The organism is Serratia sp. AKBS12, from assembly GCF_024793895.1.
Taxonomy (GTDB): Bacteria; Pseudomonadota; Gammaproteobacteria; order Enterobacterales; family Enterobacteriaceae; genus Serratia_F.
On record NZ_JANUSB010000010.1, the window covers coordinates 55,321 to 79,592 of the forward strand.

Sequence of the window (24,272 nt, forward strand, 5' to 3'; positions counted from 1 at the left end):
TCTCCTTAACGTCCGCGTAGCATGGCCAGCAGCGTGCGTGGCACCAGCGCCACCATCAGCAGATGGATGGCGACGAAGCCAACCAGACCGGCCATGGCGAAGAAATGCAGATAACGCGCCGTTTCGTAACCGCCCAGCAGTTGGCGTAACAGCGGGAACTGCACCGACTTCCATAACACCAGTCCGGACAGCACCGCCAGCAGGCTGGCTGCCATCACCAACAGATAGGCGACCCGCTGCACCGTGTTGTATTGGCGAGGATCGGCGTGTTGCAGCCTGCCGCGCAGCGCCGCCAGCAGATCGCTACCCAGCTGTCGTGGGCTCAGCGGCCAGAAACGCCGTTTTAAACGCCCGCTGAACAGATTGATCAGCAGGTAGAACAGCCCGTTGATGCCAAACAGCCACATGCCGGCAAAGTGCCATTGCAGTGCGCCGCCGAGCCAGCCGCCAAGCGTCAACTGGTTGATAAAACGAAAGTCGAACAGCGGTGAAGCGTTATAGATACGCCAGCCGCTGGTCACCATAATCAGCATTGCCAGCGCATTGCACCAGTGGGTCAGCCGCAGCCATAGCGGATGAACAACGTCGGTTTTATCCTTGCTTACGGTGATGTTCATGTTGTTACCTGGCGGTGGTGATTCGATAAGTCCAGTATTCCTGCGATCTGTTCCCCAAGACCTCACGCAAAGTTAAATAAAATGTGATAACTCCCCTGCTGGCGGTTGTGTAGACTTCAAACAGGATTGAGCAACGTGGTAGACAGGATGGAAAAGGCCAAAAGAATTTTGATCGTCGAAGACGACGGCAATATCGCCGAACTGTTGCAGTTGCATCTGCGTGACGAAGGCTTTGATATCAGCCACGCCGGCGATGGCAATCTGGGCATGGCGATGCTGGAGCAGGGCGGTTGGGATGCCTTGATCCTCGATCTGATGCTGCCGGGCATCGACGGCCTGGAGATTTGCCGCCGGGCACGCAATATGACGCGTTACACGCCGATCATTATCACCAGCGCGCGCTCCAGCGAAGTTCACCGGGTGCTCGGTCTGGAACTGGGCGCCGACGATTATCTGGCCAAGCCATTCTCGATGCTGGAGCTGGTGGCGCGGGTCAAGGCGCTGTTTCGGCGGCAGGAGGCAATGAGTCGTAACCTGCGTCTGGAAGCGGGCATCTTGAGTATTGATGGTTTGGACATCGATCCTATCTCGCGTGAGGTACATCTCAATCAACGGCCATTGGACCTGACGCCGCGCGAGTTCGATCTGCTGTATTTCTTTGCCCGCCATCCCGGCAAGGTATTTTCCCGACTCAGTCTGTTGAACCAGGTATGGGGCTATCAACACGAGGGCTACGAGCATACGGTCAATACCCATATCAATCGGCTGCGCATCAAACTGGAACGTAACCCGGCAGAACCCGAGCGTATCCTCACCGTATGGGGAATGGGCTATAAATTCGCGGCCGCGCCGCAAGAGTAAAACATGAAAAACCTGACGCTTTTCCAACGCCTGAGCGTGACCTTTACGCTCTTGATGATGATCAGCTGTGCGATCTTCGGCTGGATACAAGTTCGCAGCAGTACCCAATACAGTCAGGCGGTGATCCAGCGGCTTTCCGTCAATCTGGCGCAACATATTGCCGACGGCAATTCGTTGCTGGACAACAATGGCCTGAATACCTCCTCGGTAGAACAGCTGTTTAGCCAACTGATGGCGGTAAATCCGAGCGTGGAAGTTTATCTACTGGATAAACAAGGGAATATTATTGGCGATGCCGCACCGCCTGGGCGTATCAAACGCAGCAGGGTTGATCTGTCACCGTTGTTGGCGCTGTCGCCCAGCGCCGACATGCCTATTTACGGTGATGACCCGCGCAGCCTGGACAAACGCAAGGTATTCAGCGCAGCGCCATTAAAAATCAATGGGGTTGTCGAAGGCTATCTGTATGTCATTCTGCTGGGCGAGGATTACGCTGCACTAACCGGTGACGCCCAGGTCAATTCTGCGGTGCGCATGGCGCTCTGGACCTCGGGGCTGATGGTGTTGTTCTGCCTGCTGGCCGGCTGGTTTGCCTTCCGCTGGGTGACGCGGCCGATCCGCCAACTTACCCGGCAGATCGGTATGCTGGACAACGGTGGCTTCAGCGCGATACAGGCCTATGCCGCGCTGCCGGTAGCGGCACCCGGCAGAGATGAAGTCAGCCAGTTGCAGTCGGCGTTCAGCCGTATGGCACAGCGCATTACCGAACAGTGGCAAGCATTGTCGCAGCAGGATCGGCAACGGCGTGAATTTATCGCCAATATCTCGCACGATCTGCGTACGCCGCTCACCTCGTTACATGGCTATCTGGAAACGTTGTCGATCAAGTCTGCCGGCCTGACACAGGCCGATCGCGCACGCTATCTGAATACTGCGCTGGCGCAGAGCCGCAAGGTTGGACGCCTGGCGCAGGAGCTGTTCGAATTGGCCAGGCTGGAGTACGGCGTGGTGAAGCCGCAGAAAGAGCCGTTTTCACTAGGCGAGCTGGTCCAGGATATTTTCCAGAAGTTCGAACTGGCGGCGGAGGCGCGCGATCAACGACTGCTGGCGCATATTCAACCGGGGATCCCGTTGGTCAATGCCGATCTGGCAATGATCGAGCGAGTATTGACCAACTTGCTGGACAATGCGCTTCGCCATACGCCGAACGCCGGGGAAATTACCGTGCGTCTATGGCGGCAGGCGCAGCAGGTGATGGTGCAGGTCAGTGACAGCGGACCCGGCATACCACAAGAGCTGCGTGCCGATCTGTTTGAGCGCCCTTCGGCGCTGTATAGCGCCCGTCGCCATGCCGGTGGTTTGGGGTTGACGATCGTGAAACGTATCCTGCAACTGCACGACAGCGACATTGTATTGCTGGACGTGCCGCACAGCGGGGCATGTTTCTGTTTTTCCCTCAGCTGTGAACAGGGGGAAGCTGCCTGCTGAAAGGATCCCTAGCCGAAAGCTGCGCCAAAGGCCGGGTTTACTCGGTGACATCGGCGTATCTGTTTATGGTTTGCTGGGGCTGGCTCATGGCAAAATAAAATCTTCCATCTACTCGCGCTATTATGAAGCCGATGGCGACGAGAGCAAAACCTCGGTGGCTTATGGGATCGGCTTGCAGGTTAATCCTTGGCCAAATTGAATTATTGAAGCGTCTTACAAATACTCCAAGCTGGATGACGCCAAAGTGGGCACCTGGGTTATTGGCGCAGGCTAGCGCTTTTAATGATTGAGTGGCCAGCCCGGCTGGCCAAACTTCGATGACCGACCCCGAAAGAACAATGCTGATATGCGACGTTGTTCATTGCCAGGATTGGTTAAAGCGCAAACAGTCACTATGCTAATAACACCGTTGAGTTACCGGTTCTCGTTACCGGGCATGATTAATTGAAAACATCGTCAGCCCATTAGGAGAATAAATGAAACTGACCCCAGGTTTTTCCCTGTTGTTTATCGCCGTCGCCATGACCTTACTGCCGTTAACTGCGCAGTCGGCCGAATCCCCGAGCTTCGACTGTAAGAAAAAACTCAATAAGGTGGAAGGGCTGATTTGTTCCGATCCGACGCTGGCGCAACTCGACAAGACACTTGCCGATACTTACCCGCAGGCACTCAGCGCTGCCGATCGCGCTTCACGCACCAAGATACAGGCATCGCAAAAGCAGTGGTTGCAAGCGCGTTCCGGCATTTGCATTGCGCCGCAAAGCTGGCAGGGATTATTTAAACAGCCGATCTCGGAGAACCCGCAACGTTGTTTGCAGGATCTCTACAGTTTGCGGATTGATGAATTAAAGCATGGCAAGGTGGATGACTTCCCGGTCTATTGGCAGGCGCAATCGAAAACGGCGTACTCTATTACCGGCGATATCCTGTTTGCTGACGCCAGTATCCTGCTGGCCGGTGCAAAACCCCTGCACGTGAGCTTGGTAAAACAGCTTGATCAGACCAGGGCGATGGGTGACGACGGTTTCGACAGTGCAGATAAATTGTCGCTTTATAAAGTGGAAGGGGCAAAGGCAACGCAATTGATATCTGGTAATTATCTTTGTGACGAAAAAACCAAACCCAGCTTTATTGTCACCGCCGTCAGTCAGGATGCCAAACAACTGTCGATAGCGGTGTTTAGCGGCGCAGAAGCGCCGGTGTGGAAAAAATCCTACCTTGAAAATACCCTGACGCTGTGTGGTACCTACGGTTATTCGCGATAGTCGGCGGTACGGACAACTGCTGTTGCTGCGGTGAAATCAACGTTGCGGAGCGCGGTGAAGAGGGGCCGTGACGGGTATTGCGCAATGCGGGCCTGAGCACCGGCCTGACCGGCCACCACAACGTTTTGTACTTGGACCACCAGGACGCCACCATCCGCCTGCCCAGATCCACCGGCCTGATGGCCGGTTTTTTTCGCCACGATAACGGTATAACTACCTGGATAAATGGCAAGAAGGGGGGGCGTGGCGATAGCGCAGGACGTTAGGTGCACGCTGTGACTGGCAACGATAATAGGGCGCGCAGTCATGTCTCTGGGCGACGTTATTCGATTAGCGGTGCCAGACTTTCCGGTAGCGATGGACGGCCATTGACTAGGCAGGTGGCGACAAACACCGCTTCGGCGTAGACCACATTATTCACCAGAATTTGCTGCTCGAAGTTCACCCGGTTGCGTTTTTCACTTTTTACCGGTTTGCAGGTGACCACCATGCTATCTCCGGCCTTCAGGCTCTTTTTAAACTTGAGCGAATATTCCAGCAGCATATGAACGCGCCCCTGTTTGAACTCTTCCTCAATATCCAGTCCCAGCGCTTCTGCCATAAACGCGTGGCGCGCCCATTCGAGGTAGAAGGGATAATAGAGGCCGTCTACCACGCCTTGAAAATCGACATGTCCGGGATCAACGTCATAGTTTTTGCTAAACATAAGTACTTTATTCCTATCGATATTTGCCGGTGTGTAAGTTGCAGGGCTTAACGTAACGCATTTATCGGGTTTTAATCAAACAATGTTGCGGTGAGGGGCGGGCATCTGCTATCTGATGTACGGCGGGATAATTATCGCCATTGGGTTACGGTTACTACATTGATGTTATACAGCTCAAGTTCCTGACCGCGTAAGACAGCCCGTCTGCCGTCTGGTCTTTCAGGGCGGTTTTTCCAGTTTTTGTAGCTGCTGCGATGAACTCCTAACGCGTGGCAGAGAGTGGCCACAGGATAACGTGCTCTGAATTTCCCGATTATCGAGAACCGTCAAGGAGCCTGACATCAAGAGTGCGGTAGCCTTTTTTAATATTTCTATTTTTTTATTTCAATTTGTTACATTTTTCCTCAGCTCGCATTGAATGCACCGCATGGTATTAATGGGCATCATTTATCTTCACTACCGTTGTTATTGCCCTGACCATCCATAGTCAGGATCTGGATAATTATGGGAATAATTCCTCCAAGGCTGGTTGATAAATATTAATTTTTTTTGTATTGCCGCAGCTTCCACTTCATCATGCCATTAGCCACGGCAGACGGGATGGTGAGGCCATTCCAGCGAAGTTTTCCTATACGGAAAATAGCGGTCGCTGTCGCCAGCACTCGACCGCTAGTATCACTGAGCTGTCCCGAGGTGAAGCAGAGATTCCCTTTTATATGTTCAATTCTTCCTGTACCTAAAATTTTTCCAGGAGACGCAGGCCGGATGAAAAGTGTTTTCGTTTCCACGGTTACCGCTATCTTATTTGGAGGAAGAGTGGCATAAATCGCCGGACCCATACAATCATCCAGCATGGCTGAGAGAATCCCTCCCTGAACATTTCCAAGTGGGTTCGTCAGTGCTGCTTCAACTGTATATGTCACATGAATCTCTCCTGAACCCTCATCATAACGAACAAACTGCCACCCGAGCGTTTTTGCTGCCGGGGGCAGCGGCAGTTCACCACTGACCACCCGCCAAAATACGGCATTATGGTTCATATATCTCTCCGGTTGATTCAGATTTCAAACCAATAAAATACAGGTAAAACCAACAACAGATAAAACGGCAGCCATCACACCAGCGGCTAATGGTGTTTTTGCCCCTGTCTGCATCCGCAGTCTTATGGCCACAAACACGGGAGCTATTGCAGAAAGTAAATATATGATCTGGAAGATTGCTAGTTGCCATAATATCACAGGCCCTGACAGCAAAATAATTAACAAATATACGCAGAAAAAAAACCAGGATAACCACGCCATACCAAGGGCTTTCATTAGTGCCAGCAACAATTTCTGCATTCTAGGGGCTATTTCATGCCACTGGCATTGTACTGCGTCGCGGTGGTATGGCATAAATGATGAACGGAATATATAGATCATGGCAAACGTAAGAACCAGTGTCAGTGACAATATGTAGCAGATTATTCCATAAATCATGAATTACCTCCGAATAACTCAAAAAAGTTATACGCATCCGCACTGAATAGCGCACCTACGAGCTGTCCGGCAGACACATCACAATGGCAGCCCGACCACGTGCATTTCCTCGACCAATTCGTTAGCGCGTTGTGGATTTAATATGCCACGGATCGACTGACGGATTTCCGGAGGTTTAGCAACAGATTGCGTGCAAATTGCATGGATATCGCATCCATGAAGCGTTAGCTGCGGTAATACAAAAAATTAATATTTATCAATCAGTCCCGGGGGGATTATTCCCATAATCATCCAGATCCTGACTATGGATGGTCAGGGCAATAACAACGGTAGTGAAGATAAATAATGCCCACACAAGCAAGCTCAGAGGACGGTTGATTTCCAGGGCCATATAACACCTCAGGAAGGTGATAGTGAATATAAAATATAGCACATCACTTATCAGTGATGAGTTTTACGCAACCTGCATGAGAATGCCCATAATGTGGCGGGGAACCAGCTAATGTGGTTTTGTTCTCAGCCAATGTGATTTTGAGGCAGGGTCAGTGGATGACCGGAGCGGCGTTACTTACTAGGAATACCGGTGTGTGTGGTGAGGATGTGGAATCAGCGCTGCGTTTTCTCTTTAACCTCATGGCACCAAAGACCTGGTCTGATTTTCCTTTCCAGATCCGCCCGAAAATGCTGTACCTCGATAACGGGCCGGTGGCCAAAAGCCATGTCTTCCAGAATGTGCCGCATTCCCTGAAGTTTGACTGGCTGACGGCCTACACCGGCAGGTAGGATGGCTTCGGACGACGGCACGACCCAAAGGTAAAGTGTAAGTATCCCTTATAATCGAACCATTCACATTTAGAGAGCTTCCGACATAGTCCATCTGCCAACGAAGGAGATCGCTATGCGTAAAGCCCGTTTTACTGAGCATCAGATCATCGCCGTGATTAAGTCCGTTGAAACCGGACGAACTGTTAAGGATGTTTGCCGCGAGGCTGGTATCTCTGAAGCGACTTACTACAACTGGAAATTTAAAACGCGCAGACTGCCCCCTATGACCGCTACACCTGCCACCTCTGCGGATGCGCACTACTGCACCATCCCGAATACCGGACTGAACGCCCGTGGTTTGAACACAGGCCCGACGCGCTGCACTGCCCATATATTAATTCTGAGCTGAAGGAGACCCGTCATACCCGGCAACTTAAATGTTATGTACCGGATACTCGTCCATTGGTCTGCCGGAGTGACTGACACTATAATGGCTGCGGCAGTGATTTCCAGGCACACGCACTTCCTGCCGTCATGCTGGAGCTTGGACGGATGGCATTACAGCCCTGATAGCAAATCAGGCTTTCCGTCGGATATAACTCGAGTTTTTGGTGCCTTCTTCATGGGTATTCATGCGTAAATACTATGGGAAGGCATTGTCGTCGGTCGCAAGATTATAAATTCAGTTTCCTGCTATACCCCTTATTTATCTCCCCAGCTGTTCTGAACTATACATATGAAAATGAATGAATGTTTTTAATGTTGATACATTGACTTAAATCAATTAAAGATCACTTCATTAACAATTTTCCTTATATCTTAACTATTACGACATAAATATTCGTTTGGCATGCTAAATGCAGTTCATTTTACTGACATGTTAGTGCTATTTACTATTAACGATTAGCAGAAAATTCTTATTAATTTTATTTTTACCGATTAAAGATCTGTATATTTGATCTTGTGCCGATCATTATTCTATTATCGCGTGCAAAGCATTTTAGGCTAAAAAGTGTGCACAGCGATAAACCGAGGGATGATGAAATGGCTGATAGTTTCCAGAATGAAGTGCCAAAGGCACGTATTAATTTAAAACTTGATCTGCATACGGGGGGCGCGAGCAAGAAAACTGAGCTCCCCCTGAAATTACTGGTGGCGGGCGACTTCAGTAATGGTCAGGAGTCTGCGCCACTGTCTGAGCGCAAAAAAGTTAACTTGAACAAAAATAACTTCGACTCAGTTCTTGCCGAATATTCCCCAAAAGTAAATCTGACCGTTAAAAACACGCTTGCTGATGATGGCAGCGAAGACAGCATCAGTCTGACCTTCCAGAGCATGAACGATTTCACCCCCGAGCAGGTTTCCCGGCAGATCCCTCAGCTGAAAGCGATGCTTTCCATGCGCAACCTGCTTCGCGATTTAAAAGCTAACCTGCTGGACAATCAGGCTTTCCGAAAGGAACTGGAAAAAATTCTGCTCGACCCGGCCTTAAGCGCAGAACTCCGAGCCGAACTCTCAGCCCTGGCACCTAAGCAGCCATAACTGTCACGATGATTTAACGGATTAATAAGGAAGATGCTGATGTCAGTAAAAAATGAGAATGTCACAGGTGGCGAAAGCGTGGAGCTTGAACGTCCTGCTGCGGGAGGGGTCTACGCGTCCCTGTTTGAAAAAATCAATCTGAGCCCGGTGTCCGAGCTGAGTGCGCTGGACATCTGGCAGGATGCGCAGGCGATGTCGGATGCGACTGCGGATGAACGATTAACGGCCGGGATGCAGGTATTCCTGGAATGCCTGACAAAAGCGGGCTCAAAAGTTGAAAAACTCGACAAAAACCTGATTGACCATCATATCGCTGAGCTGGACTACCAGATTAGCCGTCAGCTGGATGCGGTAATGCACAGCGAAGAATTTCAGGCGGTAGAAAGTCTGTGGCGCGGCGTGAAATCCCTGGTGGACAAAACCGATTTCCGCCAGAACGTGAAAACCGAGCTGCTGGACATGTCCAAAAAAGACCTGCGTCAGGACTTCGAAGACAGCCCGGAAATCATTCAGAGTGGGTTGTATAAACATACATATATTGATGAGTATGACACCCCGGGTGGAGAGCCGATTGCCGCGCTGATTTCTGCTTACGAATTTGATGCGTCTGCGCAGGATATTGCCCTGCTGCGCAATATTTCTAAAGTGTCTGCCGCAGCGCATATGCCGTTTATCGGCTCTGCCGGCCCTAAATTCTTCCTGAAAGACAGCATGGAGGAGGTGGCGGCCATCAAGGATATTGGTAACTACTTTGATCGCGCTGAATATATTAAGTGGAAATCCTTCCGCGAGACGGACGATGCCCGCTATATCGGTCTGGTGATGCCGCGCGTGCTGGGTCGTCTGCCGTATGGTCCGGACACCGTGCCGGTGCGCAGCTTCAACTATGTTGAAGAAGTGAAAGGCCCGGAACACGACAAATACCTGTGGACCAACGCATCCTTTGCTTTTGCCTCCAACATGGTGCGCAGTTTTATCAATAACGGCTGGTGCGTACAAATTCGTGGCCCGCAGGCCGGCGGTGCCGTGCAGGATCTGCCTATTCATCTGTACGATTTGGGTACCGGCAATCAGGTGAAGATCCCGTCAGAAGTGATGATCCCGGAAACCCGCGAATTTGAATTTGCGAATCTGGGCTTTATTCCCCTGTCCTACTACAAGAACCGCGATTACAGCTGTTTCTTCTCGGCTAATTCCACCCAGAAACCGGCACTGTATGACACCGCCGATGCAACGGCCAACAGCCGCATCAATGCCCGTCTGCCGTACATCTTCCTGCTGTCGCGAATCGCCCACTACCTGAAGCTTATTCAGCGTGAAAACATCGGTACGACGAAAGACCGTCGTTTGCTGGAGCTTGAGCTCAACACCTGGGTTCGCAGTCTGGTAACCGAAATGACCGACCCGGGCGACGAGCTGCAGGCCTCTCACCCGCTGCGTGACGCCAAAGTGGTAGTGGAAGACATTGAGGATAACCCGGGCTTCTTCCGCGTGAAGCTGTACGCCGTGCCGCACTTTCAGGTGGAAGGCATGGATGTCAACCTGTCGCTGGTTTCCCAGATGCCGAAAGCGAAATCGTAAGCTAAGGCAGGAAGCCAATGAAAACGGAACAACCGTTATGGGGCAGGGGCGTTATGATCTCTCCTCAGCACTTCCAGCAACAGGTCGCGTATGCGGCCTGGTCCGCGGAATGCATCGCCCGGATGGGCCTCTCCCATCCCTGGGGCGTGATAAATGTCGTTTTCGAGCCGGATGCACTGAAACTGGGCCGCCTGCAGGCCCGTCATTTGCACATCCGCTTCCCCGACGGCACGCTTATCGACACGGATAATGCCGATGACCTGCCGCCGGTGCTGGCGTTTGAGGGTGAATCACAGGAAGTAGTGGTGGTTCTGGCGCTTCCGCTGCTGCGGGCGAATGGCGGTAACTGTCTCAAACCCGATGAGGTGGCCGAGCGTCCTGTGCGTTATCGCCAGCGCTGGCGGGATGTCCGCAACACCTTTGGGGAAGATACCCGCCAGATTGCAGTGATGCGCCCGGAGCTGACGCTGCGGTTTGCACATCAGAACAATAGCGATTACCTGACCTGTCCGGTCGCCCGCCTGCAACAGGATTCGCAGGGGGAGTGGAAACTTGATGAGACGTTTCTCCCGCCGCTCCTTACCATCCAGGGCAGTCGCTGGCTGGTGGCCCAGCTGGAACAACTGATGACGCAACTGCGCGCCCGTCTGAGTCGACTGATGGACATGCGTCGTGAAAGTAACGAACGCATGGCCGACTTTGCCGTGGCTGATGTGTCTTTGTTCTGGCTGCTCAATGCCCTGAACAGCGCAGAACCCATGCTTGGACAGTTTCAGCGATACCCGCAAAGTCCGCCTGAGCGTCTGTATCCGGAGCTGGCAAGGCTCGCGGGCAGTCTGCTGACCTTCTCGCTTGAGCATCAGGTGAGTGCTATTCCTGTCTGGCAACATGAGCAACTGAATAATGTCTTCCCGCCGCTGTTTGACTTACTGGGCGACCTGCTGGAAGCCAGCCTGCCGTCGCGGGTAGTAGCAATTGAGCTTGAGCATGATGCCCGGCTTCACTTCTGGCAGGCCCGTCTGCATGACCCACGTCTGCGCGAAGGGGCGGATTACTACCTTTCCGTACGTTCACCGATGCCGGTGGCGCAACTGCAGGAGCAGTTCCCGCGCCAGTGCAAGATCGGTAGCCCCGATCATGTCAGGAGCATCGTCAATTCATCACGGGTGGGCGTGCCTCTGATGCCACTGCGTCATGTGCCGGCAGCCATTCCACTGCGTCTGGAAAATCAGTATTTCAGCCTTGATGCCTCTCATCCTCTGGCCAGCGAAATGCTCACGGGCGGCACCTGTATGTTCTACGTGCCGGGCATGCTCGGCGAGCCTGAACTTGAACTCTTTGCGGTATTAAGAACATGAGTGAGCGTAAACGCGGCTCGGCCGCGCCCATTGATATTGATGCCCTGCTGCAGGACACCTGGCTGCAGATAATCAGCCTGCGTCACGGTCCGACATTTCAGGATGGAGAAGGGCGCACGTTGTGGGAATGCTGCATTGCCGATGTCGAACGCGTGCAGCGTGAGCTGAAGGCGAGCGAACTCGATGAAGCCAGCTGTCAGCATATTCTCACAGCCCAATGTGCGCTGCTTGATGAGGCGGTCAAAGGTCGTGGTGTGGAGGATGACGCCTGTGTGCAGTGGTATGACATTCCCCTGCAGGGGCATTTCCTCGGCACCATGGACGCCGGTGATACGCTGTGCGATCGGATGCGTGATGTGCTGCGCGAACCGGCGCCTGACCACGCTGTTGTGACCTGCTTTCAGCGGGTCATGATGCTAGGGTTCCTCGGCAGTTTCCGTTCTCTGAACGATCCGGAGCGCCAAAAACTCGTCAACGCACTCAGTAAACATGTCACGCCATTCAGCTATCCGCAAACCCATCCGATACTGGCGGAAAGCCGTACCGGACGAGGAATGGGTGGCTGGCTGGCGTCATGGCCCGTGCGTATCGGCCTGAGCGTGGTGGTGGTTGCCGCACTCTGGTGGGGACTGGATCACTGGTTGGATCAGACGCTGTTGGCCCTGCTACCGGGAGCAGTGAAATGAGTCCTGCACAACAGCGCGGGCTTGCGCTGTGGGCCGCCCTGCTGAGTGCAGTGGTCTGCCTGGGTTTCCTACCGGGCACTCGCCTGGTTTCTGTGCTCGTTCTACTGGCGGTGCTTGGGTTAATCCTGGTGTTCTGGACTGTCGCCAGTCGCCGTGCTGGGCATGACCTCACCCTGTGTCTGGACGGCCTCCCCGAAGCCACTTACCGTCAGCCCGTGGTGCTGGTCTGTGGCGATCTGCCGCTGGCATGTATGCAGCAGTCACCGGTGCTCACTGTCACGCAGGGATGCTGGATCCGCCTGGAGGATCATCAGGATCTGGAGCAGGTAGCCCGCCAGGTACTGTGGCTGCGCCCAGACTGGGGTCGTCAGCTGTCGGTGATGGTCAGCGTCTGTCCGCAGAAACACGCCGACAGCGAGCGCCTTACCAGCCGCTTGCTGGCTCTGCGCTGGCAAATCAGCCAACTGCGGAAAGAAACAGGTCATTCTGTGCCGCTGGTTCTGAATGGTCAGATTGGCAGCGCGATGACGAATGACTTGCTCTGGCAGGTGGCTATCCCGGGGGAAGGGGTGAGGGTCTGGCGTGAGTCTTCTGCACCGAGCTCAATCGCTGCGTGGGTCACCACCGGTGGGTCGCCTGCGATGCAGCAACAGGTGTTGATGAACAGCCTGATGGGCTGGTTCCATCAGCACGTCCAGGCTGTCTTTATGGATGAGAACCCCGATGTTCCTGTCATTACACCTGTTGCGGTGCTGTGGGGAATGGGACCGATCCTGGCCGGAAGTCTGGCCACATCGGCCTGGACGGCGTGGCTTTCTCGTCACGCTGCAATACAGCAGGTGGCGGGCTGGCAGCCGGTGGGAACGGACAGTACGGTTATACCTCCCTTCCCGGATTTTATCCTGCCGCTGTTGCCGGAAGGGCGAGGCCTGACGCCGTGTGGGCGTACCTGCCGTTGTGCGCTCGGGCTTTTCACGCTGGCGGCGATTGCAGCGCTGCTCAGCAGTGGTTGGAACAATCGCCAGTTGCTGCAACGTGTGAGCTTCGATATTGCCCGCTATGACCGTATTCCGATGCATGATTTCGGCCCAAAAGCCGACGCCGTTGCCGTTCTGCGTGACGATGCGGCAGAGCTGGATGACTGGGCGCGCAATGGCGTACCGGCGCGGATGGGCCTCGGTCTGTATCAGGGGAAGCATCTGCGCATGCCGGTGCTGGATGCGCTCCGCTCCTATGTGCCACCACCACCGCCGCCTGAACCGCAGCCAAAACCCAAACCGGTACCGAAAATTGTCCGTCTCGACAGCATGTCGTTGTTCGATTCGGGTAAATCGGCGCTGAAAGCCGGATCCACCAAAATGCTGGTGAACTCGCTGGTCGGCGTTAAGGCGAAACCGGGCTGGCTGATTGTCGTGTCCGGCCATACCGATAACACCGGCAATCCGCCACTGAACCAGACGCTCTCTCAGAAGCGCGCCGAAGCGGTACGCGACTGGATGCGTGACACCGGGGACGTGCCGGAAAGCTGTTTTGCGGTGCAGGGCTATGGCGAAAGTCGTCCTGTTGCAACCAATGACACCCCGGCAGGGCGTGCGCTCAACCGCCGTGTCGAAATCAGTCTGGTACCGCAGGCCAATGCCTGCCAGATACCGGGCCACACCCAGGCGTCATCGCAGGATGATGGCGCATTACAACACAATGGAGAGTAATTCCATGGCAATTCCTGTTTATCTCTGGCTGAAGGACGACGGCGGCACTGGCATTAAAGGTTCTGTGGACGTTCAGGATCGTGAAGGCAGCATCGAAGTTGTCGCTCAGGAACATAACCTGTACATCCCGACCGACAACAATACCGGCAAACTGACCGGTACCCGTATCCACACCCCGTTCCTGTTCACCAAGGAAATCGACTCGTCCAGCCCGTACCTGTACAAGGCTGTGACCACCGGTCAGACCCTCAAGTCTGCGGAATTCAAGTGGTACAAAATCAACGACGCGGGCCAGGAGGTGGAGTACTTCAACACCAAACTTGAGAATGTGAAAGTGGTGAAAGTGAATCCGGTGATGCACGACATCAAGGATCCTTCTTACGAGAAGCACAACCACCTTGAGCAGATCGAGCTGCGTTACGAAAAAATCACCTGGACCTACAAAGACGGCAACATCATTCATTTCGATTCATGGAATGAACGCGCCACCGCGTAAGTTACCCGTCATATTTCGTATCGCCGCGGTGTTGGCCGCCTGCGCTTACCCCGGTCACGTACTTTTGTACGCTCCCGAGGATGCGCTTAGTTGCCGCCTTGCTGCACTACGAACTATTTAGGGTAACAGTCACGACGGGCAGTCTCTGCTGCCCGCTTTTTGCTGAGCGCCTGCGATGTCGGGCGCTGAGTAAAAATCAAAATCCACCTTCCTGACCTGATGCGCTTTGGTAAATAAACAGCGAGGGGCGGTAGCGTGTCCAGGAACCGACAAAGAGAGAAATTCATGGAAAATCCAGCCATCCTGCTGCGACGTCTCAACCCTTACTGCGCCCGTGCGATGGAAGGGGCGGCCTCCTTGTGTCAGACCCGCGCCCATGCGGAAATTTTGCCGGAGCACTGGCTGCTGAAACTGCTTGAGCAGGGGGAAGGTGATCTGACGGTGCTGGCCCGTCGCTACCAGTGGGATATGGATGCACTGTGGCAGGATTTGCTTGGCTGGCTGGATAAACAGCCGCGTTCGGTACGTCAACGTCCGCAGTTGTCCGACACTCTTCAGACGTTGATGCAGAAAGCCTGGCTGATTGCTTCCCTCAATGGCGAAGAGCACATCCGCAGTGTGCATCTGCTGATGGCGCTGGTCGATATGCCAAAACTGGCACGCTGCGATGGCCTGTGGCCACTGCTGACGCTGGGGCAGGGTCAGCTTGAGCGTCTGCGTCCGTTGCTTGATGGGCAGTCGGACGAACGCCCGGATGTGCAACAGGAAGCTGAACTGGCTCAGGATCACGGCAGTGAGGTGGTGTTTGTTGGCCGTCCGGTTGGTGCAGAACTGAAAGCGGGCGAACTGAACCCGGCGCTACAGAACGCGCTGGATAAATTCACCCTCGACGTCACATCCAAAGCCAAAGACGGCAAAATCGACCCGGTATTTGGTCGCGATACGGAAATTCGCCAGATGGTGGATATTCTCTCGCGCCGTCGCAAGAACAACCCGATCCTGGTCGGCGAACCGGGTGTCGGCAAAACGGCACTGGTTGAAGGTCTGGCGCTGCGTATTGCCGAGGGCAACGTGCCGGAATCCCTCAAACCGGTCACCCTGCGCACCCTTGACCTCGGCCTGCTACAGGCGGGCGCAGGCGTGAAAGGCGAGTTCGAACAGCGCCTGAAAAACGTCATCGACGCCGTGCAGCAGTCACCGGTGCCGATTTTGCTGTTTATCGACGAAGCCCACACCATCATTGGCGCCGGTAACCAGGCGGGCGGGGCGGATGCGGCCAACCTGCTGAAACCGGCGCTGGCGCGCGGCGAGCTGCGCACTATCGCCGCTACTACCTGGAGCGAGCACAAACGGTACTTTGAGCGCGACGCCGCGCTGGAACGCCGTTTCCAGATGGTGAAAGTGGACGAGCCGGACGACGACACCGCCTGCCTGATGCTGCGCGGCCTGAAGTCCCGTTATGCCGAACACCACGGCGTGCATATCACCGATGAGGCGGTCAAGGCGGCGGTTACGCTATCGCGTCGTTACCTCACCGGTCGTCAGTTGCCGGACAAGGCGGTTGATCTGCTCGACACCGCTGCCGCGCGCGTACGTATGAGCCTCGATACGGTACCTGAACAAATTGTGCGCCTGAAAGCGCAACAGACCGCACTGGAACTGGAAGAGCAGGCGCTACTGGAGGATATCGCCACTGGTAGCAACCGCCATGGTGACCGCCTGGGTGCCATTGAGCAGCAGCGGACTGAGCTGGAAGCGCGTATCGCGGAGCAGGAGGCGCGTTTCAGCAATGAAAAGGCGCTGGCGCAGCAACTGATGGCCAGCCGCCAGCAGGCTGAAATTTCCGATCTGCAACGGCAACTGGAGCAGGTGCAGCAGGGCGATGTGCTGGTCCAGGTGGATGTAGATACCCGTACGGTCGCCAACGTGGTTGCCGACTGGACCGGCGTACCGCTGTCCTGCCTGATGAAAGACGAACAGACCGAACTGCTGACGCTGGAAAATGAAATCGGCAAACGCGTGGTCGGGCAGAATGTGGCGCTTGAGGCTATCGCCCAGCGTCTGCGCGCGGCGAAGACCGGGCTTACGTCAGAGAACGGTCCGCAGGGCGTGTTCCTGCTGGTTGGCCCGAGTGGCGTCGGCAAGACCGAAACCGCGCTGGCGCTGGCGGATGTGCTGTACGGTGGTGAAAAATCGCTGATCGCTATCAACCTGTCGGAATACCAGGAGCCGCACACCGTTTCCCAGTTGAAAGGTGCGCCTCCAGGTTACGTGGGGTACGGTCAGGGCGGTATCCTCACCGAGGCGGTGCGCAAGCGCCCGTACAGCGTGGTGCTGCTGGATGAAGTGGAAAAGGCGCATCGCGACGTGATGAACCTGTTCTATCAGGTGTTCGATCGCGGCTTTATGCGCGACGGCGAAGGGCGCGAAATCGACTTCCGTAATACCGTTATCCTGATGACCTCCAACCTCGGCAGCGACTACCTGATGCAGCTGCTCGAAGAACAGCCGGAGGCCAGCGAAGGCGATATGCACGAGCTGCTGCGCCCGATACTGCGCGACCACTTCCAGCCGGCACTGCTGGCACGCTTCCAGACCGTGATTTATCGCCCGCTGGCGGAAGCGGCCATGCGTACCATCGTGGAAATGAAGCTGTCACAGGTCAGCAAACGACTGCATCGTCACTACGGCCTGACCACGCAGATAGATGAGAGCCTGTATGACGCGCTGACCGCCGCCTGCCTGTTGCCGGACACCGGCGCACGCAACGTCGACAGCCTGCTCAATCAGCAGATTCTGCCGGTGCTGAGTCAGCAACTGCTGGCCCGTATGGCGGCGAAGCAGAAACCACAGTCGTTACGCCTTGGCTGGAGTGAGGAAGAGGGTATCGGGCTGTATTTCGACCGGACTGAAGGAGATAACGCATGAACACCAGTCTCTCGATCAGATTCAGCCACAACCATCACAGGCTTTCGGTGAAGGGATGTGAAGCAGAGCTCGATGTCCTGGCGTTTGAAGGCGATGAAGCCCTGAGTACACCGTTCCGCTACCGGATTGAATTCACTAGCTCTGACCATGCCATCAGCAAAGAAATAATGCTGATGAAAGTGGCCTCCCTGACGTTGCAGGCCCCGGAAGACCCGGGTTACGGCATCAGAATGCAGCAGGCCGTGCGTACCCTTCAGGGAGTGGTGAGCGGCTTTGAACGTCTCAACACCTCAAAGGATGAAACCCATTATGCCCTGACGCTCCAGCCACGCCTGGCGCTGCTCGACCGTTCGCACCAGAACGCCATTTATCAGGACATGTCGGTCCCGCAGATTGTGGAAAAAATCCTGCGCGAGCGTCACAACATGCGCGGTCAGGATTTCCTGTTCTCGCTCTCAAAAGAGTACCCGCGCCGCGAGCAGGTGATGCAGTACGGCGAGGACGACCTGCACTTTATTACCCGCCTGCTGGGTGAAGTGGGTATCTGGTTCCGCTTTACCACTGACACGCGTCTGAACATCGACGTGGTGGAGTTCTACGACGGTCAGCAGGGGTATGAAAAAGGCCTGACGCTGCCGTCGGTTCCGCCATCAGGACAGCATTCGGAAGGCGTAGACTCGGTATGGGGGATGGAGAGTCGTCATAACGTGGTGCAAAAGCAGGTCAGCACCCGTGATTACAACTACCGCCAGGCGACGGAAGACATGAATACCCGGCTGGACGCAACCCGCGGGGATGCCACCACCTACGGGGATGCCTATCACTATGCTGATAACTATCTGACAGCGGGAAGTCACCATGACCGCAATCCTGCCCCGGAGACCGGGGCGTTTTATGCCCGCATTCGTCATGAGCGCTACCTGAATGGCCAGACGCAGACCCATGCCATCACCAGTTGCCCAACTCTCTTTCCGGGTCAGGTACTGAAAGTCACCGGCGGGTACGAAGTGGCAGAGGTGTTTGCTCGTGGCGTGGTCATCACGGCGATGCACAGCCATGCGCGGCGGGATGAAGATTTTGGCGTCAGCTTCAACGGCATCCCAGACAGCACTGATTTTAGTTTCCGCCCGGAACCCGGTGACCGTCCGGTGATGGCTGGCACATTACCGGCCCGTATCACCAGTACCACGGAAAACGACACCTACGGGCACATCGACAAAGACGGCCGCTACCGCGTCAACATGCTGTTTGACCGGGATAACTGGGAGACCGGGTTCGAAAGCCAGTGGGTCCGGCAGTCCCGCCCCTATGCCGGCGATACCTACGGTCTGCACCTGCCACTGCTGGCGGGCACCGAAGTGGCGATTGGCTTTGAAGACGGTAACCCAGACCGGCCGTACATCTCCGGCGTGCTGCATGACTCGGCGCACGGCGACCACGTCACTATCCGCAACTACAAACGCAACGTGCTGCGCACGCCAGCGAACAATAAAATCCGCCTCGACGATGAGCGCGGGAAAGAGCATATCAAGGTCAGCACCGAGTACGGCGGCAAGAGCCAACTCAATCTCGGACATCTGGTCGACAGCGAAAAACAGCAGCGTGGCGAGGGTTTTGAACTCAGGACCGACAGCTGGGGCGCCATCCGGGCGCAGAAAGGGATGTTCATCAGCGCTGATGGCCAGACAAAGGCACAGGGCCAGGTGCTGGAGATGCAGCCAGCTATCAGTCTGCTAAAAGGGGCGTTGAATCAGGTAACTGGATGGGGAACTGTTACGCAGACTCACCACAACATTACTCCTGATGCTGAGCCATTAAGAGCGTTGGTTTCCGGTGCCAGTGAGCTTAAAGAGCCTGCGTTGCTGCTGTCCTCACCTAAAGGTATTGCCGCCGTTACGCCGGAAACGACCCTGATGCACAGCGGGAAAGGGTTGTACCTGCAGAGCCTGGGGGAAGTCAATATCACCGCAGCACAGCGCTATTCGGTGAACGCGAGTCAGGCGGTCTCACTGCTAGCCCAACAGGAAGGAATGCGGCTGGTATCCGCCAAAGGTTCACTGGAGATTGAGTCACATGGTGATGCGCTGTCGCTGACTTCCCTGAAAGATGTCACCGTCCAGTCAACCCAGGGACACCTGCAGTTGACGGCTAAAAATGGCATCACTCTGGGCTGTGGCGGGGCTTATATTCGTCTTACGCCACAGGGAGAGGTGCACATTCACGGGCCGGGATTAATCAGTCTTAAAGGCCTGCACGATTTGCAGGGGCCAGCCAGCGAGGATTTTCCTCTGCCAGAACTGCCAGCATCGGTATGTAAAGAGTGCCTTAAAAAAGCCCGGGAACTGGCGCAGGGTTTTGTACCCAGGGAGGCATAAATGACTGCACAATGGATTGAAGAAGTCGCTGTTACCTGCCGGACTTCAGGAACTATTTATCTTGATATTATCGTTGATCAGGCAGGGCTGGATTTCAGCGTTATTCCGGCGCTGAATGCACTGTCGGTGGAGTGGCAGTCACTTTATCACGGGCTTCCGGAAGCGTTTATTCTCGATGATGCTCCGCTGGTTGCACGCATTGGTCTTGATGAGAATCAGCAGTTGCAGTGGCTGAAGGACATCAGTCAGCAAGTTGCCGTTCAGGCTCCGTTACTGCTGTTGTGTTCGCACTGGCCTTTTTCTGCCCTGGCTGGTTGGCTCACACAGTGTATGGATATTCTCCAGGAAGGGCGGAGTGGGATTTTACGGTTTTACGATACGCGGATTTTTCCTGTGCTTTTTACGCACGTTCTCAGTGAGGAACAGCAAAAGCCTTTGTTGCGCCCTGTACTGTTCTGGGCATGGCAGGATATGGATGGTAATGCCAGAGGTATAAAAGGTAGCGGTACGCCCCAGACCCGCGACGAAAAACCTAACAAAATCGACCTAAGCGATCGCCAGCTTGAACATCTGATGTGCGTATGTGATGTCATGACCCTCCTCTCGCACTGTGCTCCGCCAGCGGGCAGGTATGCATCACAACAGGCACTTTTTTCTGATTGTTACCAGGGCATGGTGGAGGCAACCAGCCAGGGCATTATTCTGGATGAGGCACGCGAGACCTGGGTCATGAAAAAGTGGCTTCCCACATAAATAAGTACCTGATGGTGAAAATAAACCGATTTAGCTTGGGTACCACCGCCGTTCCCCCTTTAGTCCTGCGTCTACAAGGAAAGTCAGATGAAACATTCATTATTAAGTCCGCTGCTGGCGGGCCTGCTGCTGGTAACCGGTTGCTCTCAGCCTGCCGCTCAGGCCGGAGGCGGTGGTGGCGGCACTATTAAAGCCATCAACCATACCAAATGGGCGATTAACCACTTCAGCGTCGATAACCAGTCGGGCATCGACATTATTGGCCCGTTCCAGGGTGGCGGTGGTGGCTGTTGCTACAGCGTGCCCGCCCGCTGGACGCCGGGTATGACGGTGCGCATTGACTGGGAAAGTGGGGAGGCATCGACAGATGGTTTCCCAGGATTTACTGATTATGAAAAATATAAAGCTTGGGAGAAAAAGATGAGTGCCCAGAATCGTCAGCACAGCAAAACTGTCCCGCTTCCCGACTATAACGGCCAGGATGTCTGCGGCATCACGGTGCATTTTTTGCCCTGTGATGACGTGAAGGTCACGACCAGTTGCTACACCTACGGCAGTCCGTCCTACCCGATAAAAGAGCCCATCAGGATGAAGGAGCCCAAAGGATGTCCGAGATAACGGAAACCGATTTAGCCTGGGTACCGCCGCCGTTCCCCCTTTAGTCCTGCGTCTACAAGGAAAGTCAGATGAAACATTCATTATTAAGTCCGCTGCTGGCGGGCCTGCTGCTGTTAACCGGTTGCTCACAGCCTGCTGCTCAAGCCGGAGGCGGTGGTGGCGGAACTATTGACGCCATCAACCACACCAAATGGGCGATTAACCACTTCAGCGTCGATAACCAGTCGGGTATCGACATTATTGGCCCGTTCCAGGGCGGCGGTGGCGGCTGCTGCTACAGCGTACCCGCCCGCTGGACGCCGGGTATGGCGGTGCGCATTGACTGGGAAAGTGGGGAGGGAGGGTCAAAAGGCTTTCCCGGGTTTGCTGATACAGAAAAATATCTTGCCTGGGAAAAAAAAATGAAAGCCCAGAATCGTCAGCACAGCAAAACCGTCCCGCTTCCCGATTATAACGGCCAGGATGTCTGCGGCATCACGGTGCACTTTTTGCCCTGCGATGACGTGAAGGTGACAACCAGTTGCTACACCTACGGCAGTCCGTCCTACCCGATAAAAGAGCCCATCAGGATGAAGGAGCCCAAAGTATGTCCGAGATAACGGAAACCGATTTAGCCTGGGTGCCGCCGCCGTTCCCGACCCAGGGACGCCTGCCGACCCAGGCGCTGCAGGTCGGGCAGAGCTGCCATCAGCAGAACAGCGCCGAGCGGCTCTACCGCCAGGAACTGTGTCTGGCGGCCGGACGACGCGTGGAGCCGCCGTGCTGCAAGACGCTGCATATCAGTCTGTTTTTCGACGGTACGGGCAATAACCTGAACAATGACCTGCTGCTGTCTGACCCGAAGTATCCGACCAATATTGCGCGGCTGTTTCGTGCCACCATCGGAGATGGCACCGCCGGTGGCGTGTCTGATGCGAGCAAGGTACCGCTGGATGCGGCAAGGGATAGCGGTGGGAAGTACTTCAAATTTTATATTCCCGGCGTGGGCACCCCGTTCCCGGAAGTGAACGATCCGGACTATTCCACCCTGGGACTGGTGGGGGCAACCAAGGGTGAAGAGCGTATTAACTGGGCGCTGTTGCGCATTATTGATGTGCTGATGCGAATAAGTAAGGACCCGGAAAACAACAGTATAAAACTGTCCGAGGGTGCCAGCCGTAAATCCATAGACAAAATGGGTACCAGTTGGAACCGGCTGTGGTTTGGCGGCAGCCACAACCGTTACGAAGAGTTCAGCCGTTTACTGAATGCGTTAGCCCCGCAACTGAAACCACTGCTCACGCAGCCGGAGCCGGGGAAGCCTAAGGTGTTAGGCATCAAACTGTACGTTTACGGATTTTCCCGCGGTGCTGCTGCTGCGCGTACGTTTGTCCGCTGGCTGAGCGAACTGCTGCCCCCGCCAAAAGCGGAGGGCGAAAATCCCCCGCAGTGCCTGCAGATTGGCGAGATGCAGTTGCCCGTCAGCGTGGAGTTTCTCGGGCTGCTTGATACCGTGGCCTCCGTTGGGATAGCGCACCTGGTGCCGATTGCCGAGGGGCATATGTCCTGGGCGGATGGCACCATGGAGTTGCCGGACGATAAAACCTATGGCGGGCTGATAAAAAAATGCGTGCATCTGGTTTCTGGTCATGAGCAGCGTCTGTGCTTCCCGCTGGACTCGGTGCGCCGCGGTAACGGCAAATACCCGCCCTATGCCACCGAGGTGGTTTACCCGGGGATGCACTCGGATCTGGGGGGCGGTTATCCGCCGGGGGATCAAGGGAAGGCGAATGCTAAGCATGATGGATTGTTACTATCTCAGATTATTTTACAGGATCTATATTCCTCTGCTTTCGAAGTTGGAGCCCCTTTAAAAGTACCACAGGATGTATTACCTGAATCATCTACAGATAATTGGCGAATCATGCCTATTGATGTGATTTCTCAATTTTTAGTTTCTGAAGTTCTTATCAAACGCTTCAACGCCTGGCGCGAACTCACCCTGAATCTGACCACACCAGAAAAAATCACCCCTGAAGAGGCCTCCCAATACGAACCACCGCGTGCCAGCGGCAGTCTGGAAAGCGTTGTCGAAAACCAGATTGCGTGGATCACCGCCTGGCGTATCGAGCGCTATGCCAGAGGTTCGTTGCTGAAAACGCCTTTCTACCAGCGTGCCACCAATACCGAAGCGCTGCCCGCCGCGCGCAAGGCGGCAAAAGAAGCACGGGATGAAAAACAGAGAACGGTGCTTGAAGAGCGCGAGAAACAGATAGCAAAACAGCCTGCCGACAAGATGGATGAGCTGGTGCTTTATCCGGGCGTCAAGGATTTTGACCCGGATATGGCGCAGACCCAGCTGTTTGAAGCGGCGAAGGAGTTCGGTAAGGATTACCACGACGGTTACCGTATTCCGGAGAACCTGGCGCAGGCGGTGCTGGATACCGTGCTGCAACCGATGATTTTCGTGCTCAATACCGATGATGAACCGCAGGAATACCGGCGAATAAAGGCTGGCGGAGACGCCCGGGTGGCAGTCCTGTTCCCTGCCGCCGGTGAGGCCAGTAATGCCGACCAGCCCGCCGGGCTGCTCAGGGCGTTATTCGACGACCAGGTGCACGACTCGCGAGCCTGGTTTATGCACGCGACGCTGGGGACGCGCGAGATGTGGGGCGGCTACTTCCGCTACCGGATGATTTATTTCAGCGACAAATGTAATAAGTCCCTGTCGCCGCTGGTGATCGCCGGGGATCTTATCGGCTTTGCCACCCTGACCACGGGTGTTGCGCTGAGCTTCAGGCAAAAGAGCCTGACCGGAAAGCTGGCAGGGCTGGCCGCGACAGGCGCAGTACGATCGCTGCAGGTTGAGGTACTGGACAGGATCACCCGTGAACCCGTGCCGGAACTGCCGGGTGGGGAACAGCAACGGGCATTTACCCGGGAGCCGGGAGTGGTGGTTGCACAGCGAAAAGCGCTTGTGGCTGAACAACAGCTGGCGCGGGCGCAGGCTGCGATCCCGGCCAACTGGTTTGAGGACGTACTGACGGTGACTGGATAAAACTGAGTA

At 55.0% G+C, this 24,272-nt stretch carries 20 protein-coding genes and 5 pseudogenes; 19 read left to right on the forward strand and 6 right to left on the reverse strand.

Features of this window, described 5'->3' with window-relative positions; all coding sequences use genetic code 11:
- Window positions 1–5: 5 nt before the first annotated feature.
- Complete coding sequence (locus tag NYE85_RS07970; protein ID WP_259004215.1) at window positions 6–617, reverse strand: cytochrome b/b6 domain-containing protein; 612 nt, start codon at window positions 615–617, stop codon at window positions 6–8.
- A gap of 147 nt (window positions 618–764) precedes the next feature.
- On the opposite strand from NYE85_RS07970, the gene NYE85_RS07975 reads away from it, so the two are divergent.
- From NYE85_RS07975 to NYE85_RS07990, 4 genes and pseudogenes are all read left to right on the forward strand, one after another.
- Window positions 765–1,478: a response regulator transcription factor gene (locus NYE85_RS07975; protein WP_259004321.1), complete on the forward strand. Its 714-nt coding sequence runs from the start codon at window positions 765–767 to the stop codon at window positions 1,476–1,478.
- Between the two features lie 3 nt (window positions 1,479–1,481).
- A complete protein-coding gene (locus NYE85_RS07980; RefSeq protein WP_259004216.1) occupies window positions 1,482–2,966 on the forward strand; it encodes a HAMP domain-containing sensor histidine kinase in 1,485 nt (494 codons plus the stop codon).
- 55 nt (window positions 2,967–3,021) lie between these two features.
- A pseudogene (locus tag NYE85_RS07985) lies at window positions 3,022–3,240 on the forward strand (outer membrane beta-barrel protein); the annotation flags it as partial.
- Between the two features lie 202 nt (window positions 3,241–3,442).
- A complete protein-coding gene (locus NYE85_RS07990) occupies window positions 3,443–4,231 on the forward strand; it encodes a lysozyme inhibitor LprI family protein (protein ID WP_259004217.1) in 789 nt (262 codons plus the stop codon).
- Here NYE85_RS07990 and NYE85_RS07995 read toward each other — a convergent pair.
- From NYE85_RS07995 to NYE85_RS08015, 5 genes and pseudogenes are all read right to left on the reverse strand, one after another.
- The gene (locus tag NYE85_RS07995; RefSeq protein WP_259004218.1) at window positions 4,219–4,539 is read right to left on the reverse strand and encodes a hypothetical protein; all 321 of its coding nucleotides are present in this window, start codon (window positions 4,537–4,539) and stop codon (window positions 4,219–4,221) included. The genes NYE85_RS07990 and NYE85_RS07995 overlap by 13 nt on opposite strands.
- Before the next feature lie 14 nt (window positions 4,540–4,553).
- Window positions 4,554–4,937, reverse strand: a complete 384-nt coding sequence (locus NYE85_RS08000; RefSeq protein WP_259004219.1) for an acyl-CoA thioesterase — start codon at window positions 4,935–4,937, stop codon at window positions 4,554–4,556.
- Between the two features lie 158 nt (window positions 4,938–5,095).
- Window positions 5,096–5,316, reverse strand: a pseudogene (locus NYE85_RS08005) (IS3 family transposase); the annotation flags it as partial.
- Between the two features lie 160 nt (window positions 5,317–5,476).
- Window positions 5,477–5,977, reverse strand: a complete 501-nt coding sequence (locus NYE85_RS08010; RefSeq protein ID WP_259004220.1) for a PaaI family thioesterase — start codon at window positions 5,975–5,977, stop codon at window positions 5,477–5,479.
- A 24-nt stretch (window positions 5,978–6,001) separates the two neighbouring features.
- Window positions 6,002–6,277: a hypothetical protein gene (locus tag NYE85_RS08015; protein ID WP_259004221.1), complete on the reverse strand. Its 276-nt coding sequence runs from the start codon at window positions 6,275–6,277 to the stop codon at window positions 6,002–6,004.
- Window positions 6,278–6,960: 683 nt separating this feature from the next.
- Here NYE85_RS08015 and NYE85_RS08020 point away from each other — a divergent pair.
- The 15 genes and pseudogenes from NYE85_RS08020 to NYE85_RS08085 form a co-directional block, all read left to right on the forward strand.
- Window positions 6,961–7,236, forward strand: a pseudogene (locus tag NYE85_RS08020) (IS481 family transposase); the annotation flags it as partial.
- 77 nt (window positions 7,237–7,313) lie between these two features.
- Window positions 7,314–7,445: pseudogene (locus NYE85_RS08025) on the forward strand (transposase); the annotation flags it as partial.
- 2 nt (window positions 7,446–7,447) lie between these two features.
- Window positions 7,448–7,648 (forward strand): annotated as a pseudogene (locus NYE85_RS22795) (hypothetical protein); the annotation flags it as partial.
- A gap of 576 nt (window positions 7,649–8,224) precedes the next feature.
- The gene (gene tssB, locus NYE85_RS08030) at window positions 8,225–8,722 is read left to right on the forward strand and encodes a type VI secretion system contractile sheath small subunit (RefSeq protein ID WP_259004222.1); all 498 of its coding nucleotides are present in this window, start codon (window positions 8,225–8,227) and stop codon (window positions 8,720–8,722) included.
- Window positions 8,723–8,755: 33 nt separating this feature from the next.
- A complete protein-coding gene (gene tssC, locus NYE85_RS08035) occupies window positions 8,756–10,303 on the forward strand; it encodes a type VI secretion system contractile sheath large subunit (RefSeq protein ID WP_259004223.1) in 1,548 nt (515 codons plus the stop codon).
- A gap of 17 nt (window positions 10,304–10,320) precedes the next feature.
- Complete coding sequence (tssK, locus tag NYE85_RS08040; RefSeq protein ID WP_259004224.1) at window positions 10,321–11,661, forward strand: type VI secretion system baseplate subunit TssK; 1,341 nt, start codon at window positions 10,321–10,323, stop codon at window positions 11,659–11,661.
- Complete coding sequence (tssL, locus tag NYE85_RS08045) at window positions 11,658–12,347, forward strand: type VI secretion system protein TssL, short form (RefSeq protein WP_259004225.1); 690 nt, start codon at window positions 11,658–11,660, stop codon at window positions 12,345–12,347. The genes tssK and tssL overlap by 4 nt, the downstream gene beginning before the upstream one ends.
- Window positions 12,344–14,056 (forward strand): OmpA family protein, encoded by a 1,713-nt coding sequence (locus NYE85_RS08050; RefSeq protein WP_259004226.1) that lies wholly within the window; start codon window positions 12,344–12,346, stop codon window positions 14,054–14,056. Before tssL ends, NYE85_RS08050 begins: the two co-directional genes overlap by 4 nt.
- A gap of 4 nt (window positions 14,057–14,060) precedes the next feature.
- The gene (gene hcp / locus NYE85_RS08055; RefSeq protein ID WP_259004227.1) at window positions 14,061–14,552 is read left to right on the forward strand and encodes a type VI secretion system effector Hcp; all 492 of its coding nucleotides are present in this window, start codon (window positions 14,061–14,063) and stop codon (window positions 14,550–14,552) included.
- Between the two features lie 285 nt (window positions 14,553–14,837).
- Window positions 14,838–17,480: a type VI secretion system ATPase TssH gene (gene tssH, locus NYE85_RS08060; RefSeq protein WP_259004228.1), complete on the forward strand. Its 2,643-nt coding sequence runs from the start codon at window positions 14,838–14,840 to the stop codon at window positions 17,478–17,480.
- A complete protein-coding gene (locus NYE85_RS08065) occupies window positions 17,477–19,855 on the forward strand; it encodes a type VI secretion system Vgr family protein (protein ID WP_259004229.1) in 2,379 nt (792 codons plus the stop codon). Before tssH ends, NYE85_RS08065 begins: the two co-directional genes overlap by 4 nt.
- Complete coding sequence (locus tag NYE85_RS08070; RefSeq protein ID WP_259004230.1) at window positions 19,856–20,608, forward strand: DUF4123 domain-containing protein; 753 nt, start codon at window positions 19,856–19,858, stop codon at window positions 20,606–20,608.
- 87 nt (window positions 20,609–20,695) lie between these two features.
- A complete protein-coding gene (tli1, locus tag NYE85_RS08075) occupies window positions 20,696–21,226 on the forward strand; it encodes a T6SS immunity phospholipase A1-binding lipoprotein Tli1-KP (RefSeq protein ID WP_259004231.1) in 531 nt (176 codons plus the stop codon).
- Window positions 21,227–21,294: 68 nt separating this feature from the next.
- Window positions 21,295–21,825, forward strand: a complete 531-nt coding sequence (gene tli1, locus NYE85_RS08080; protein ID WP_259004232.1) for a T6SS immunity phospholipase A1-binding lipoprotein Tli1-KP — start codon at window positions 21,295–21,297, stop codon at window positions 21,823–21,825.
- Window positions 21,813–24,263 (forward strand): DUF2235 domain-containing protein, encoded by a 2,451-nt coding sequence (locus NYE85_RS08085; protein WP_259004233.1) that lies wholly within the window; start codon window positions 21,813–21,815, stop codon window positions 24,261–24,263. The genes tli1 (NYE85_RS08080) and NYE85_RS08085 overlap by 13 nt, the downstream gene beginning before the upstream one ends.
- Window positions 24,264–24,272: the final 9 nt, after the last annotated feature.